This is a genomic window from Acinetobacter sp. YH12039, assembly GCF_013420015.1.
Lineage (GTDB): Bacteria > Pseudomonadota > Gammaproteobacteria > Pseudomonadales > Moraxellaceae > Acinetobacter > Acinetobacter amyesii.
Map to the genome: position 1 here is coordinate 1 of NZ_VOZA01000023.1, position 15,445 is coordinate 15,445.

The following is a 15,445-nucleotide window of genomic DNA, read 5'->3' on the forward strand; positions in this document are numbered from 1 at the left end:
TGACTAGGCACGTGGCTCTCACTTGTGGGTAAGGTGCTACAGCAGTTTTACCTTTAGATGAGCCAAAATGATTAAAGTTCTCTTCGGTCAGCGGCATAGACCAAACCACCCCATCAACAGCACATATGCTAAGTCCTTGAAAGTTTGAATATTGTTGCTGTGTTTCATCAAACCATGCTTGGCTGAGCAGAGAGAATAAGGTACTTAAAGGCTCTTGTCCTAAACGTTGTCGTGCTTGGACTGCTGCACTAGGAACACAATATTCTGTTGTACCAAACACGAGGTTTAATTGCTCTACAACATAGCTGATGGGTTGATTTCGAAACAAGGCAAGCCCAATAACAAGCCAAACCACATGCTCAGCAGGTAATTTTCTCCTTCTGATTGATGCCTTACCTGTTTGATGCAGGCTTGTTTCAATCCAATTTAAATCAATAAGTTCACAAAAATGGTTGAGTGATGGGAGAGAATGTTCAAGAGTGGATTCTAAATGTTCAGATAAAGACATAAAAAAATGAGCGTATTCACATACACTCATTTTTACTACATTTTACTAAAATTTGCTTAACTGACTGGCATTACCCACGTCAGTGGGTTTTTTTATGCTCTAGTAATATCAGAAGCGCAATTTGATCCAAATAAAAGAACGATACGCGGTAGTGTCATCCGCAATTGTTTGAGACAAGACGACTTTTAATCAAAAATGTTTTTGCGATCCTTTGAATCATTTGATGGTATTAAACGAGTTTTGTCGGTGAGGTGTATTGCACCGCAAGATGGTTTCCTTGCGAAGCACGCTTCTCATTTTGTCGAATGAGAAACAACGTTTCGTAAGAGTACCTCCAGCCGAAGGCTAATCCCGTTATTCAATCCCTAGATGTAAGACTCCATCGAATAGATTTAAAAATCATTTTAAAAATCCGAAATTACTTTTACAGGCGTAACATCAGTTATTAAAAGCCCAAAGCGTATTTCTTATTTCATAAAATGAGATATAAAAATGGAAATAACTGATGATTTGAAATAAGCAACTGTTGAATAACCAACAGTTTTTTGGCGTTAAAACCAACAGAATTTATCAGATTTAAATAATAAAACTTTAAAAAATAAATACTTAAAATGTTGGCACAGTTGTTGCCATATTAGAGTGAACAAAACTCACCACTGTATGGAACATTTATGAGTACTTTTACGCATCGATATCTTTCTGCTTTTCGTGTCCTACAACAGGCATGTTGTTGTGCTATGACACTCGCGATGATGCGCGCTTAAATTCTAAAAGCTGTCTTCGAGTTTCGGTCGTGCATAAGTTGAATAAAACCTATGACCACTCAGATTAATTTTTAAAAAACCCACGCAGTACATTCACTTCATGCACCTTGCATGGGGTTGGGGGATTTTGCGCTTTGGGAAAAATGTTAGTGAAACCAAATCATGAAAAAAACCACATTAACCGTTGCGGTCGGACTGATTTTATCCGCAACCAGTCCGCTGAGTTTTGCATCGGATGAAGCACTTCAGCAAGAACTGAGCAGCTTAAAACAACAAATTGAGAGTTTGCAAAAACGCTTAAATGCAGTGGAATCTGGGACGACCAAAAGTAAAGTCGTAGAAACGGCCGCGTTGACGACAGAAGATACGACCAACGCCGCTGATGTTGAAGGTGAAACGCAGGTTTCAGAAGTAACCACAGCAACATCCGAAGATATCGACGGCTTACGTGCAGATATTGAAAACTATAAGTACGATCAGTCACGTCAATATGAACGTCAAATCACCAAATCGACTCGTGATACAACCCTGTATGGCACAGTTCAACTACGTGCCAGTGCGCTCGATGAAACGGGTGTGTTGGGTGCAACCAAATCGACATTTGATATTGGGACTGCGCTGATTGGTGTGCGCGGGAATTTATTCCGTGATTATAATGAAGGCAAAAACCTCGACTATCAATTGTCCTTTGGTTATGGCAAACGCAATGATGGCACCAATAACAGTAACTTTAACTTACTAGATGCCTTTGTTCGCTATAACGCTTTTGCCACCAATGCGGGCCCTGAAACTGCCAAACTCAACTTTACGCTCGGTCAGCAGTTATTGCCCTTTGGTCTAGATGTGCAGTCTCCTGAAGATTTGCGTCCGACCATTAATACCGCTGCAGCTTCGACCTTTCTAGGACTGTTTAACCGTCAAAATGGATTTATCGTCCGTGGAGATGCCAAACCTTTTGTCGACTTTGCATCGAACTACCGTGCGCCGCTATTTGAGTATGCCTTAGGGTTGACCAATGGGAACGCCAGTAATAAGGCAGATGACAACAATGGCAAAGATTATATCGGTCGTGTGGCTTTTACCTTGCCAGTGGACTACGCCAGCATTTTCCGTGAGTTGAAGTTTGGTGCCTCTTATATCAAAGGCGAATCGAAAATTTCAGCCGGCGGAATCACTGATAATGCTGCGAAACGTGATCGTTTGGGTTTCGATATTTATTATAACCACGCACCATTTGGTGTGACCTATGAATATCTGCAAGGCAAGACCGATTATGTCGACACCGTAGCCCAAGACATCAAAGAAGCCAAAGCGGAAGGACATACTTTTACCGCTTTCTACACCTTGGGTGATCAGTTCTACAACAGTATTAAATCCAACGCCAAATTTGATGATTTCTGGCCGAAGTCAGTCCAAGGTTATTACCGTTTTGACCGCTATAACCCGAATAAAAACAACGCAAGCTATCTCGATACCGCGAGCGGTCGTATTGGTGAATATGACATTCACTCTTTGGGTTTAAACCTATTTTTTGCGCAAACCACAAAATTCCAATTACAGCTGAATCACTATCTGTTTGATGTCGAAACGGCAAATCAAAAAGACACCAATGAGCTGCAAGCTCAGGTTCAGTACACCTTTTAATTCAAATATTTAAACCATTAAGGAACATTTAAAATGAAAATTATCTCTAAAAAAATCGCAGCCACATTCTTGGCACTTTCAGCACTTGGTTTAAGCGTTCAATTGCATGCTGCCAATCCCAAAGAAATTCGCATTTCAGTATCAGCTGCGGGTGAGGGGGGTAAACCCAAAGTGGGCGGTAGTTTTGTAGCTACAGCACATTTACGAGGTGTGCTCGAACAAGAATTTAAAAAAGATGGCATTAAGGTGAATTGGCTCTTTTTCCCAGGAGCAGGCCCTGCAACCAACGAAGCTTTAGCCAATGGCAAAGTGGACTTTGCATTGCATGGCGATTTGCCCTCATTGGTTGGACGTTCAACGGGATTAAAAACCAAAGTCTTGTTTTCAACAGGGCGTTTTGGTCCTACCTATGTGGTGGTGCCTGCCGGATCAAATGCTAAATCCTTTGCAGATCTCAAAGGCAAAAAATTCTCCGTCTTTAAAGGCACCAATGGTCAGATCGTCTTTAACCGTGTATTAGCAAAATACAATTTAACTGAGCGCGATTTACGAGTGATTTCGCAAGATGCCTATTCGGCGCGTACTGCGTTAGCGACAGGTGATATTGATGCCACGATTACTTCACCGTTTAGTTTGCAAGCGCGTGGTGTGGCGAAAACATTACTAGAAATTAAAGATCCCAAAGTTGCACCGATTGCGCACTTTTGGGTGACAGAAAGTTTTGAAAAACAATATCCAGAGGTGGTGCAACGTGTCGTGACGACACTGATTAAACAAGCGCAGTGGAGTTCTCAAGAAGCTAATCGTAGTGCGCAATATAAACTTTGGGCACAAAGTGGCATTCCGTTGGTGGATTATCAAAAAACGTGGGATGGCTGGAATTTAAAAGACCGTACTACACCGCTATTAGACGAGTTCCACCGTTCACAAATTGACAGTGCTTTAAAAATTGCCAAAGACGCTCGTTTAATCCGTCGTGATGTGGATACCAAAACATGGTATGAGCCGAAGTATCTGAATAATGCCTTGAAAGAGCTGAAGTTAGAGGGTTACTGGCGCCAATTTAATGCTCAAGGTCAACCGAAGTAAGTCGCAGCCATGAGTCGTCCGATTGAAAGCAATGTGATTGCCAGTCCATTAACCACCAAATTTATGAGCAGTTTTGTGCTGCTCACGATTTTGGCTGGACTAGGGGTAGGCATAGCACGGGTATTAATTTCCTTGTATGCCGTGCATTTAGAAGCCACCGAATTGCAATTGGGGTTAATTTCAGCAGCGCAAAATTTTGGCATTTTGATCATGGCATTGCCGATTGGCGTGTTGGTACAGCGCTTTGGGTCTTTGAAAATATTCTGCATCGGCAGTGTGTTGGGCGCTGTGGTCTATAGCTTAACGCCACTCAAAGCTGGTGCATGGTACCTCTTTGCGGTGACAGCCTTGGTGAGTTTTGTCTTACCCATGCGTTTTGTTTCGATCAATACCGTTTTTCTGAGCAATTTAAAGCGTTTAGGTCCAGCCCGTGCGGGTTGGTTTCGCGGTTCGCACATGATGGGATATTTCCTGATTGCACCTGCATTGAGCGTGTTGTTGATCGAGCATTTCGGCTATGGCGGAAGTTTTTATGTGGTGTCTTTGCTTTTTTTAGGCACCTTGCTGTTGGCTCCGTGGTGCTTTCAACGTAGCACTCCACAAGCGACGAATCGCCCGCATTTTCAATGGCGAGATATTGTGGCGCCTTTGGCACTCATCAAAACCCATGCCTCACTGCGGATTGTCTGCATATTGGAATTTTTGAGCAGCGTGGCAAATAACTACTTTGGCTTTTTCATTGTGGTGATTGCTATTCAAAGTTTTGCACTTTCAGAGCCTATGGCAGTGATGCTGCTGACCGTACAAGGCATTGTCTTTGTGGGTTCGCTATTTAGCATGGGCGGTTTGGCTGAGCTGATGGGTTATCAAAAGTTTTATTTAATTGGCTTAAGCCTGATGGCAACGGCATTACTGATTTTAGCCTTAACCAAGATCACGCTGTTGATGTGGCCTGCTTCAGTCATGTTTGGACTTGGGCTCGGTATGTTGCATATCGCCAATTTTATGTCTTTCGCCCGAGTGGGTGAGCAAACCGCGATGGCAAAGATTTCTCCAATTTTAGCCCTCGTCGGACCTTCAGGTGGACTGTTGGGTGGCTTGATAGGCGCCGTATTTGGCGCACAGGTTGGACTACAAAATTTATTTTTACCAATCGGGCTGGTGTTTATTGGTCTGATTATTTTGATCAGCAAAGATCAGGAATTTATTCAATTTTTAAAACCTGATGTCTCAGAACAGAGCGTAAAAGGACAAGAATTATGAGCCTTACGGATGTATCTGCACATTCGGTTCCCTTGCAAAGTGACCGAAGTGCGTTGGATTTTTTTAAGACCTATTTAAAACTAACTTTGCAAGTGGTGTGTGGACTCCTGATGCCAGTTTTGTTGTTCGGTCTATGGTATGTGGCAACACTTAAACAGTGGTTGCCTGAGCAGATTTTACCTGCACCGAGTCTGGTGTGGCAAAGCACAGTCGAATTATGGCAAAGCGGTGAATTGAGTTTTCATTTTGCCATCAGTGCCAAACGTATTTTATGGAGTGTCTTGCTTGGTGCCAGTGTCGGGATTTTGCTTGGTACTGTGTTGGGATTAGCAAAGCGTAGTCGGGACTTTATTTTTCCGACGGTGAATCTTATTGCGCAATTTCCCATAGTTGGCTGGATTCCATTATTGATGATTTTCTTAGGTATAGATGAAGCTTTAAAAATTGCAGCGATTTCTTTAGCGGTATTACCACCGCTGCTGATTGCAACTTATAAAGGTATTACTCATGTGCCGAATAGTTTGATGGAAGTGGCAGAGGTTTACCAATACAGCAATTGGCAGAAACTCAAAGAAGTGATTTTCCCAGCTGCACTACCCAGTGTGATCAGTGGTTTACGTCAAGGCATTATGCAGGCGTGGTTGGCATTGGTTTTTGTCGAGTTATTAGCAAGTAGTGAAGGAATTGGTTATCTCATGGTGTGGGGACGTCAGCTAATGCAGATGGACTTAATCTTCATGGCGATCATCCTGATTGGTATTACGGGCTATGTCTTAGATACCTTGCTGGCTTGGTTAGAAAAAACTGCACGCTTTCACGCAACCCGAGTAGGAGGCAACTCATGAGCATTCTTTCATTACACGGGGCAGCGCACCAAGTCTTAGTTAAAGCAGCAAAAGCACTCGTTCTACCTGTGGCATTTATCGCACTGTGGGTTGTGGCTTCACAGCAAAACTGGGTTGATCCAAAGTTGATTCCTAGTCCATGGCTCGTGCTGCAAAAAGCTGTGACCGTGCTCCAACAACCGAGCTTTTTGACAGGCTTTGGCGAAAGTTTGGCACGAAATTTTATCGGCTATGGCCTAGGTGCGATAGCGGGTGTGCTGTTTGGCATCTTGATCGCGAGTTCACGCCTTTCGAATTGGTTATTTGCACCGAGCTTTCATGTATTGCGTCAAATTTCGCTGTTTGCATGGTTGCCACTAATTTCGACCTTTTTAGGTGAGGGACACGGCGCCAAAGTGCTGTTTATTACCTTATCGGTGTTTTATCCCGTGGCGCTACACACCTTTGAAGGTGTGAGCAGTATTTCGCATAAATATCGTGAAGTGGCCGAAGTCTACCAATTTCCCAAGACATACGCGTTTCGTAAATTGATATTACCCGGTGCTTCGGCGCAGATTTTTGTCGGTTTACAACTTGGGCTGATTTTCGCATGGCTTGCCACTATTGGCTCTGAATTTTTATTGGCGAACTATGGCAATGGTCTGGGCAATATCGTGATTCAAGGGCGTCAGGCTTTTGATGTCGAACTGATTATTTTTGGCATGTTGCTGATTGGTGCTGTGGGCGTGTTGCTCAATACGGTACTGACTTGGGTTGAACGTAAAGTTTTAGCTTGGCAGCAGGTTGGATAGGAGAACATAACAATGAAAAAAATGACAATCCATAACATTCCTCAACTCTGGCGTAGCCTATTTTTAGCTGCCTTGGTCGGTGGCACAGCCTTGGTTGGTTGCAGCACGCAGCAAGTGGATGAACCTCAGCAAATGGCTTTAAAAGAACTACGCTATCAAAGCTATCCGGGACTGGTGTCTTTGCCTGAGTTGGCACAAGACTTGGGCTATTTAGGCGACATTAAACTCAGTTATGTCGGCACAGTACAAGGTGGGCCACAAGATTTACTCACCTTGGTGGCAGGAGATGTTGATTTCGCTGGAGCCTTTAATGGCGCTGTGGTGAAAGTTATTGCCGCGGGTCTAGATGTGGTCCCAGTCGTCGCATCTTATGGCAGTGATGCTGAACAAAACGTGGGTTTCTACGTGCTAGAAAATAGTCCTATACGTGGCCCACGAGACTTTATTGGCAAGAAAGTCGCAGTGAATGCCTACGGGGCACATTATGACTTTGTGGTGAAAGACTATTTGGCTCGTCATGGCTTAACTGACGATGAAATCCGACAAGTTGAGCTGATTATGTTGCCACCAGTGAGCTCAGAACAAGCTCTACGGAATGGTCAAATTGATATTGCGGTGTTCTCAGGCATTTTGGAAAAACGGGCCTTAAAACATGGTGGTGTACGTAGCATCTTTAAAGATATTGATTTATACGGGCCCTTTACCGCAGGCAGTTTTTCGATGCGTGGAGAGTTTATTCAAGCGCATCCTGAGTTGGCTCGTACTTTTGTCAGTGGCGTGGCCAAAGCTCAGGAATGGCTACACAACACGCCGAAAGAGCAAATCATTGCCCGTATGGAAAGCATTATTGAAAAACGTCAACGCAATGAAAATACAGCACTTATTCCATATTACACAGGCACAGGTGTCCACGAAGTCGGTGGCGTGCAAAAAGATCAAGACTTTGCCCCATGGGTGAGTGCCTTAGAAAAAGAACACAAATTAAAACCGAATCAAATTGAGGTCAGTCGCATCTATAGCAATGAATTTAATCCCTATGCGAAAGACCAAAAATCAAAAGGAATATAACAATGACCAGTGCATTACATTTAGATCACGTACGTAAGGTATTTCCTGCACAAAACCATGTCGGCAGTAAAAACTATAAGCCTGAATTTGTTGCTGTAGAAAATGTCACTTTGGATATTCAACCGGGTGAATTTGTTTCAATCGTAGGGCCAAGTGGCTGCGGAAAATCTACATTATTAGACTTAATTGCAGGTTTAACCAAACCGTCTGCAGGGCAGATTTTACTGAGTGGCAAGCAGATTACTCAACCGGGTTTAGACCGTGGCATTGTGTTTCAGCAATATGCGCTCTATCCATGGTTAACCGCACTGGAAAATATCGAATTTGGCCTAGAAGCCAAAGGCGTAGCAAAAAAAGAACGCCGTGAAAAAGCCGAATACTATTTGCAGCTTGTAGGCTTAAGTGGCTTTGAAAAGCATTATCCAAATGAGCTTTCAGGTGGGATGAAGCAGCGGGTTGCGATTGCCCGAAGTTTGGCTTATGAACCAGAAATTTTATTGATGGATGAGCCCTTTGCTGCCTTGGATGCGCAAACCCGAGAAACCTTACAGGCCGAGTTGATCAATATCTGGAAAAGCTCGAAAAAAACCATCGTTTTTATTACTCACAGTATTGATGAAGCGATTTATCTGAGTCAGCGCGTGGCGATTATGACCTCAAGACCGGGGCGGATTAAGGAAGTGATTGAAATTCCACAAAGCCTGCGCAGCTCGAGTGAAGATGTCCGTTCATTGCCTGAATATGGCCGAATTCGCCACAAAATTTGGTCATTGCTCAGTGAAGAAGTGATTAAAGCGCAAGCCCTCGAAAAACATAAACAGCTTGCACATAACTAAAATATTCAGAGGATTTATTTATGTTATCGACTAAACAAGCCATCAGTTATACGCAAACCTATAACGACATTAAACCCCGACTACAGTTCACTTGGTTAAACACGGTATTTAAACGCACCATTGCCATCGTGGCTTTTTTCCTGCTGTGGGAGATTCTGCCGCGTAGTGGTGTGGTCAATCCAGCCTTTTTACCGCCGTTATCTGTGGTGTTGGAAACCACATGGCAGCTATATCAAAGCGGGCAATTAGGCATCCATTTCTTGGCCAGTATAAAGCGTTCCATTATTGGTTTCATTTTGGCCCTAGCGATCGCTATTCCTTTGGGTCTCATCATCGGTTGGTACAAGCTCGTGGCTGAAACCTTAAATCCATTGTTAGAACTGTTTCGAAATACCACAGCACTAGCATTAATGCCGCTGTTCATCTTATTTTTAGGCATTGGTGAAACCTCAAAAATCAGTCTGTTAGTGTATGCATGCACATGGCCGATTTTATTGAACACCATTACAGGCGTACAAACAGTCGATCCTTTACTGATTAAATCGGCACGAACCATGGGCCTAAAACCCTATCAATTGTTCCGAAAAGTGATTCTGCCTGCATCCGTACCCACGATTTTTGTCGGTATCCGTCTGGCAGGGGCGATTTCGATTTTGGCCTTAGTGGCAGTAGAAATGTTTGGTGCCAAAGCAGGTCTGGGGTATCTGATTATTTATTCGCAGTTCAGCTTTGAAATTCCACAAATGTTTGTGGGGATTTTAGTCATTACTCTTGTAGGCTTATCCTTTAACTACTTCTTGATTGGTCTAGAGAAATACTTCACAGCGTGGAAACGTAACCCCGTGGAATAATCTAGACGAAATAGAAAAATAAAAAAACCTCGGGATATACCGAGGTTTTTTTATTGCTGATTTTTTATATTTAAAATAATGCAATGAATAAAAAATAATGTGGATGACTATTTATTTATCATTTTTGTATGGATTATTATTTTAATGTGGAGAAAATAAAAATATGACTTATTTATAATAAGCCATATTTAATCAGGCGAGTACGAATCACGTTCCTTGTCACTCCAAGCAAACGAGCCGTATGCACTTGATTGTATTGACAGTGTTGATATGCACTACGGATAAATTTTTCTTCAATCAGCTCATTAATATTGTCTTGCTTAAGTTGATTTGCGGCTTGAAAAATTTGTAAAAAGGTTTGCTCGAGTAACTGTCCTGCATCTTGAATATCTTTGATATTAGCTACAGCTGAGGTGGCATTGTGTAAGTTAAAGGGTTCAGCACGCGAAAACGACGATGCACTTTGAATACTCGAAAAACTAATATCTTCCGGTTCAATCACACCTTTTTCACTGACTAAAATCGCATGTTGAATGGTATTTTCTAATTCGCGAATATTGCCCGGCCAACTATGTAAACTGAGTTTTTTGAGAGCTAGTTGGCTGAGGCGTAACGGCGTGTCATGTGGGTTGGTTTGATAGACCTGAATGAAGTGTTTAACCAAAGGCAAAATGTCACCACGACGCTCTGCGAGACGTGGAATGCGTAGCAACGCTACATGTAAGCGGTAGAATAAATCTTCCCTGAAACGCCCGTCCTGTACGGCATGCTCCAAATCGACATTGGTTGCGGCTATGATTCGGACATTAATCGGAATGGATTTGAGGGAGCCGACTCGAACGATCTCTCTTTCTTGTAAAACACGGAGTAATTTGACTTGCATTTGTAAGGACAGATCACCAATTTCATCTAAAAATAAGGTGCCATTATGGGCTGCTTCAAACCAACCGACACGGCTATTAATTGCCCCTGTAAACGCTCCTTTTTCATGTCCAAATAATTCGCTTTCGACCAATGATTCGGTAAAGGCACCACAGTTGACCGCGATAAAAGGACCTTTGGCACGATGGCTCAATTGATGAATTTGGCGTGCAACCAACTCTTTACCTGTGCCCGTATCACCAATGATGAGTGCATTGGCCTCACTTGGCGCAATTTGTTCAATTCGTGACAACAACGCTTGCGATAACGGGTCTGCAAAGACCGTCGCTGTTGCCCGTTTATGTTTCAGTGCAGAGGGCACTGCAGGGTGGGTCAAAATAGACATATCGTTTCTTATAGTTGTTGAAAATGCAGATCATGATGAAAGATTTAAAAATAAAAGATAAATAATAATTCGATATTTAAATATCAGTTTCACCGATAAATTCATGCGTGGATTATTTATCTGATTTTAAGATAAATAAAATCGGGATAACTAAAGGATAAATCAAGATATAGCAAGTGATTGAACTGTTTTATAGTAAAGCTCTCTAAATAACAAAAGGCATAATTAAAATGGCGATTACTTCAGTAAATGTGCGAAACCAATTCAAAGGCGTGATTAATGAAATCGTAGAGGGTCCTGTGGTTTCAGAAATTGATGTGGAAACCAAAGCAGGCTTTTTTACGTCCGTGATCACGACGCGTTCGGTGAAGGATTTAGATTTAAAAGTAGGTTCAGAGGTGGTGGTGTTAATTAAATCGACGGAAGTGTCACTGGCTAAACTCTAAGGTTTAGTCCAGCAAAGTTTGTCAGCACAAATAGAGAATAATGATATGAGCGTAGAACAAGCTGGTTCGGTTTCTATTCAGCAGCTAACGAAACATTATCCCACACAAAAGCAAGAAGACTTAACCGTACTTAAGGACATTAACCTGAATATTCAGCCGGGTGAGTTCATTAGTATTGTGGGAAGTAGTGGCTGCGGAAAATCCACATTATTACGGTTGTTGGTTGGTCTAGAGCGTCAGTTTCAGGGCCAGATTTTGGTTGATGGTCAGCCTATACAGGGCACGAGTTTGGAACGTGGTATCGTGTTTCAAGATCATCGCCTGTTTCCATGGTTGACGGTACGGGAAAATGTACGGATTGCATTGCATAAAAGCCAGTTTAGCCGTGCAGAAGAAGATGTATTGATTGATGAACATTTAGAGTTGGTCAAATTAACCCAATTTAAAGATGCTTATCCTTCGCAGTTGTCTGGTGGGATGAATCAGCGTGTGGCGATTGCCCGTAGTTTGGTGAATCGACCACAGATTTTACTGCTCGATGAACCCTTTGGTGCACTCGATGCATTGACCCGTCAAAATCTACAGGATGAATTGCAGCGAATTTGGCAAAGTGAAAAAATCACCATGATTATTGTCACCCATGATGTCGAAGAGGCGGTATTTTTGGGTGATCGGGTTGTGGTCATGCAGCCACATCCGGGACGAATTAAACGTATTGTAGATATTCATTTAGCCCATCCGCGTAAACGCGAAGATGTCCGTTTGACCAATATTAAAAATGACATTTTGACTGACTTTAGTGATCCAGTAAAAGATCAGTTGCTTGAACCTTTATCTCACCGATTTGCTGATTATAAATTTGCATGGTAAGTCTGGATTGACCATCTCATAGACAATGTAAAAGTCCCGAATTCAGGGCTTTTTTAGGCTTATCAAATATAGTCAGTATGATCATCGTTTAAGCTAGATCAATTTCAGTCCATAAAAATGCCCCAGTTGGGGCATTTGTTTTTCAGTTTTATCAAGCGTTGGTTTATGAGGCTTGAGAGGTATGTCTTTTTTCTAAAACATATTGGTTTTCAGGTCGTTTTAGACCTAAGTTTTCACGTAAAGTCGTGCCTTCGTATGCCGTTCGGAATAGACCGCGACGTTGTAGTTCAGGAACGATGAGATCGACAAAGTCATTTAACCCCGCAGGTGTTGTTGGCGGTAGGACATTAAAACCATCGGCAGCGTCATTCTCAAACCATTCCTGCAGTTGGTATACGACTTGTTCCGGCGTGCCGATCAAGGTCCAATGTCCACGGGCTGAAGCGATATATTGATAGAGCTGACGAATACTAAAATTGTGCTTACGGGCAATATCAATCATCATTTGCTGACGACTGGAGAAATTAATGTCTGCATCTTCTATTTTCGGGAAAGGGGCTTCTAGATCAAATTTGGCCAGATTAATGCCACCTGCCAAAGCAGACAATAAACTTAAACCCACTTCTGGGTGAATTAAACTATTTAAAAAGTCATATTTTTCTTGGGCTTCTTGCGCTGTCTTGGCAACAAAAATCGAAACCCCCGGCATAATTTTGAGATCATCTGCATGGCGGCCATATTTCACTAAGCGGTTTTTGACATCACGATAAAAGGCTTGCGCATCTGCTAAGTTCTGCTGTGCTGTAAAAATCACTTCGGCATATTTACCGGCTAGTTCACGACCATCTTCAGATTGTCCCGCTTGTACAATCACCGGATAGCCTTGCGGTGGGCGAGAGACGTTGAGAGCACCCAGTACCTGATAGTATTGGCCCTGATGATTGGGCTGATGTTGTTTTCGGGCATCAAAAAATTGCCCAGTTTCTTTGTTGTAATGGAAGGTATCATCCTCCCATGAGTCCCAAAGTTTTTGAGTCACCTCAATAAATTCATCGGCACGTTCGTAACGCTCTTTGGGTTCAGGGTGCTGCTGAATGTTAAAGTTTTTTGCGGCATCGGCAGAGGCTGTCGTTACCACATTCCACGCAGCACGACCTTTAGAAATATGATCTAAAGAAGCGAATTTTCGCGCCAAAATGTAGGGGTCTTCATAAGTCGTGGACGCTGTGGCAATAAAGCCAATATTTTGCGTCACAGTAGACAGGGCTGCAAACAATGTGACGGGTTCAAAGCCGACGCCTTTATCGCCCAAACCTTTCTCACCTTCGACAGCAGAACTCCAACGGACAGACAGACCATCGGCAAGAAAGTAGGCATCAAATAGACCACGTTCTGCGGTTTTTGCCAGTTCAATTGCATAATCAATATTGAGATGATCTTGTGGGCGAGATTCTGGGTGGCGCCAACCCGCGACATGCTGTGAGGTGGTTGGAATAAAAGCCCCAAGCTTTATTTGACGTTTAGACATAAAAAATTTCTCATCCCAATTATTCTTAAAAGATAAAAGGGATAAGAACAAAATCTATGCCAAACCGTAATTGTTTGAAAATATGCAATTTTTAATTTTAATTGGTTCTAGGTGTAGATAAATCAACAGGATATAAAACCAAATGTTGAAAAATAAACAGCAGTTTAACGGCAAACTTTATGCATGGATCCGTACAAGATTTTCCATATTGAGATGCAAAGCTGCGGATTGGCATTGAACGCTATTAGCGAGCCTTATAGCAATACTTTGATGGCTTTTCGTCTCCATACCAGTTGGTAATACAGCCCTTGTAAAATACATAAGCTGACAAAAGCCAAAGCATAGGCATACCAAATGCCTTTTAAGCCCCACCATTCACTGAATAGGTAGGCACACGGCACTTCAATGCAAATAATCGCCATAATATTAATAATCATCGGCACGGTCACCGTTCCGCTAGCCCGCATAATGGAAGCAAAAATAGCACTGGCACCAAAAAATAAAATCGACCAAAGCACAATGAACAGCAATTCTTGACCGAGAACCACAACTTCAGGATCTGTAATAAATAGCGCCATTAAATATTTAGAGAATAAATAGCCCAATGCCACCAAGATGCCAGTAATAATGAAATTCATCCCGATGGCCGTACGTTTCACGCGATTAATTAGTTCAGATTGACCCGAACCGATGGCTTGTGCGGCAAAAATAGAAGCTGCAATCGCGATGGACAAGGCCGGGAATTGGATATAGTTCAAAACCTGATTGACCGCGCCATATGCAGCAGTGGCATCAGCACCATGGCGGTTAACTAAACCGACAATCACGAGACCGGCCACAGAGGTCGTGACCATCTGTATACCCGTAGGAATGCCTAGTTTTAAGATAATTTTGCTGAGATCATGTTGATGGCGAATATGACGAATCAACTCGAAGTCGAGTTTGAGCGGGTGATCTTTCTTTTTTAAATAGAAATATAAAAATACCAAGGCAATTAAAAAGCCGATATGACTGGCAATGGCAGGGGCAATAATACCTAAACTTGGAAATCCAAATTTTCCGGCAATCAGCACGGGTGTAATGATCAGCCCTGAACCAATGGTCATACCTGACGCAATCAGCGGTGTTGTACTGTCACCGACCCCACGCAAAATCGAGGTGTAAATAATATAAATAAAGAGTAGTGGACTACCCGCAAGCATCCATTGCACATAAGGCAAAGATAAATGCATCACGTCAGGGGCTGTGCCTAAGGCCAATAAAATGGGCTTGGCAAATATAACCCCTAAAAAGGCAATAATGCTGCCACCAATCAAGGTCATAAAAAGGGTGGAACCCACCACAGTACGAACTTTTTCAAGATTCTGCGCGCCCCAAGCTTGCCCCACCAACACGGTTGCACCTGCCGAGAGTCCAATCACAAAAGCCATTAAACAGAACAAGATCGGGAAAAATACCGCAACGGCTGCAATGGCATGCACCCCAAGCATCTGACCGACAAAAACGGTGTTAATGGTCCCAGATAAATTCTGCAAAATATTGGTGGCGATCAAAGGCACCAGAAAAACTAAAAACGTTTTCCATAAATTTTGCTGAGTAACGAGGGACTGTTGTTTTGACATGCTCAGGTCCTAGACGCGGCTTTTTATGATTTTAAGTTACTGATAACACTATC

General features: G+C 42.7%; 14 protein-coding genes. 10 read left to right on the forward strand and 4 right to left on the reverse strand.

Annotation, left to right across the window (positions count from 1 at the left end):
• Positions 1-508, reverse strand: a 508-nt coding sequence (locus FTT98_RS10645; protein ID WP_180177369.1) for a transposase domain-containing protein, incomplete at its 3' end; no start/stop codon positions are given.
• Positions 509-1,434: 926 nt separating this feature from the next.
• On the opposite strand from FTT98_RS10645, the gene FTT98_RS10650 reads away from it, so the two are divergent.
• From FTT98_RS10650 to FTT98_RS10685, 8 genes are read left to right on the forward strand one after another with little or no spacing between them, the layout of a single operon-like run.
• Positions 1,435-2,916 carry a carbohydrate porin gene (locus tag FTT98_RS10650; protein ID WP_180177370.1) on the forward strand — a complete coding sequence of 494 codons (1,482 nt, stop codon included), beginning with the start codon at positions 1,435-1,437 and terminating at the stop codon, positions 2,914-2,916.
• A gap of 33 nt (positions 2,917-2,949) precedes the next feature.
• On the forward strand, positions 2,950-4,005 hold the full coding sequence (locus tag FTT98_RS10655; protein ID WP_180022184.1) for an ABC transporter substrate-binding protein: 1,056 nt from the start codon (positions 2,950-2,952) through the stop codon (positions 4,003-4,005).
• A 9-nt stretch (positions 4,006-4,014) separates the two neighbouring features.
• On the forward strand, positions 4,015-5,268 hold the full coding sequence (locus tag FTT98_RS10660; RefSeq protein WP_180177371.1) for an MFS transporter: 1,254 nt from the start codon (positions 4,015-4,017) through the stop codon (positions 5,266-5,268).
• Positions 5,265-6,113, forward strand: a complete 849-nt coding sequence (locus FTT98_RS10665; protein WP_180177372.1) for an ABC transporter permease — start codon at positions 5,265-5,267, stop codon at positions 6,111-6,113. The genes FTT98_RS10660 and FTT98_RS10665 overlap by 4 nt, the downstream gene beginning before the upstream one ends.
• A complete protein-coding gene (locus FTT98_RS10670) occupies positions 6,110-6,904 on the forward strand; it encodes an ABC transporter permease (protein ID WP_180177373.1) in 795 nt (264 codons plus the stop codon). Before FTT98_RS10665 ends, FTT98_RS10670 begins: the two co-directional genes overlap by 4 nt.
• 12 nt (positions 6,905-6,916) lie before the next feature.
• A complete protein-coding gene (locus tag FTT98_RS10675; protein WP_252725830.1) occupies positions 6,917-7,972 on the forward strand; it encodes an ABC transporter substrate-binding protein in 1,056 nt (351 codons plus the stop codon).
• A gap of 2 nt (positions 7,973-7,974) precedes the next feature.
• Positions 7,975-8,808, forward strand: a complete 834-nt coding sequence (locus tag FTT98_RS10680) for an ABC transporter ATP-binding protein (protein ID WP_078191496.1) — start codon at positions 7,975-7,977, stop codon at positions 8,806-8,808.
• 20 nt (positions 8,809-8,828) lie between these two features.
• Positions 8,829-9,659 carry an ABC transporter permease gene (locus tag FTT98_RS10685; protein ID WP_180049465.1) on the forward strand — a complete coding sequence of 277 codons (831 nt, stop codon included), beginning with the start codon at positions 8,829-8,831 and terminating at the stop codon, positions 9,657-9,659.
• A gap of 172 nt (positions 9,660-9,831) precedes the next feature.
• Here FTT98_RS10685 and FTT98_RS10690 read toward each other — a convergent pair whose 3' ends face one another.
• Positions 9,832-10,926 (reverse strand): sigma-54-dependent Fis family transcriptional regulator, encoded by a 1,095-nt coding sequence (locus FTT98_RS10690; RefSeq protein ID WP_180177374.1) that lies wholly within the window; start codon positions 10,924-10,926, stop codon positions 9,832-9,834.
• Between the two features lie 230 nt (positions 10,927-11,156).
• Between FTT98_RS10690 and FTT98_RS10695 the strand changes: the two genes are divergently transcribed.
• Both FTT98_RS10695 and FTT98_RS10700 read left to right on the forward strand, forming a co-directional pair.
• The gene (locus FTT98_RS10695; protein ID WP_067765474.1) at positions 11,157-11,372 is read left to right on the forward strand and encodes a molybdopterin-binding protein; all 216 of its coding nucleotides are present in this window, start codon (positions 11,157-11,159) and stop codon (positions 11,370-11,372) included.
• A gap of 45 nt (positions 11,373-11,417) precedes the next feature.
• Positions 11,418-12,242 (forward strand): ABC transporter ATP-binding protein, encoded by an 825-nt coding sequence (locus FTT98_RS10700; protein ID WP_078194037.1) that lies wholly within the window; start codon positions 11,418-11,420, stop codon positions 12,240-12,242.
• A gap of 163 nt (positions 12,243-12,405) precedes the next feature.
• Here the strand turns inward: FTT98_RS10700 and FTT98_RS10705 are convergent, their stop codons facing one another.
• Entirely contained in the window at positions 12,406-13,770 is a 1,365-nt protein-coding gene (locus FTT98_RS10705) for an LLM class flavin-dependent oxidoreductase (RefSeq protein WP_180177375.1), read from the reverse strand.
• A gap of 254 nt (positions 13,771-14,024) precedes the next feature.
• The gene (locus FTT98_RS10710) at positions 14,025-15,392 is read right to left on the reverse strand and encodes an MATE family efflux transporter (protein WP_180035133.1); all 1,368 of its coding nucleotides are present in this window, start codon (positions 15,390-15,392) and stop codon (positions 14,025-14,027) included.
• Positions 15,393-15,445: the final 53 nt, after the last annotated feature.

Excerpts from the sequence above, each read along its gene's own strand:
- FTT98_RS10650 (WP_180177370.1), top strand. The coding sequence starts at position 1,435 with ATGAAAAAAACCACATTAACCGTTGCGGTCGGACTGATTTTATCCGCA.
- FTT98_RS10655 (WP_180022184.1), top strand. The coding sequence starts at position 2,950 with ATGAAAATTATCTCTAAAAAAATCGCAGCCACATTCTTGGCACTTTCA.
- FTT98_RS10660 (WP_180177371.1), top strand. The coding sequence starts at position 4,015 with ATGAGTCGTCCGATTGAAAGCAATGTGATTGCCAGTCCATTAACCACC.
- FTT98_RS10665 (WP_180177372.1), top strand. The coding sequence starts at position 5,265 with ATGAGCCTTACGGATGTATCTGCACATTCGGTTCCCTTGCAAAGTGAC.
- FTT98_RS10670 (WP_180177373.1), top strand. The coding sequence starts at position 6,110 with ATGAGCATTCTTTCATTACACGGGGCAGCGCACCAAGTCTTAGTTAAA.
- FTT98_RS10675 (WP_252725830.1), top strand. The coding sequence starts at position 6,917 with ATGAAAAAAATGACAATCCATAACATTCCTCAACTCTGGCGTAGCCTA.
- FTT98_RS10680 (WP_078191496.1), top strand. The coding sequence starts at position 7,975 with ATGACCAGTGCATTACATTTAGATCACGTACGTAAGGTATTTCCTGCA.
- FTT98_RS10685 (WP_180049465.1), top strand. The coding sequence starts at position 8,829 with ATGTTATCGACTAAACAAGCCATCAGTTATACGCAAACCTATAACGAC.
- FTT98_RS10690 (WP_180177374.1), bottom strand. The coding sequence starts at position 10,926 with ATGTCTATTTTGACCCACCCTGCAGTGCCCTCTGCACTGAAACATAAA.
- FTT98_RS10695 (WP_067765474.1), top strand. The coding sequence starts at position 11,157 with ATGGCGATTACTTCAGTAAATGTGCGAAACCAATTCAAAGGCGTGATT.
- FTT98_RS10700 (WP_078194037.1), top strand. The coding sequence starts at position 11,418 with ATGAGCGTAGAACAAGCTGGTTCGGTTTCTATTCAGCAGCTAACGAAA.
- FTT98_RS10705 (WP_180177375.1), bottom strand. The coding sequence starts at position 13,770 with ATGTCTAAACGTCAAATAAAGCTTGGGGCTTTTATTCCAACCACCTCA.
- FTT98_RS10710 (WP_180035133.1), bottom strand. The coding sequence starts at position 15,392 with ATGTCAAAACAACAGTCCCTCGTTACTCAGCAAAATTTATGGAAAACG.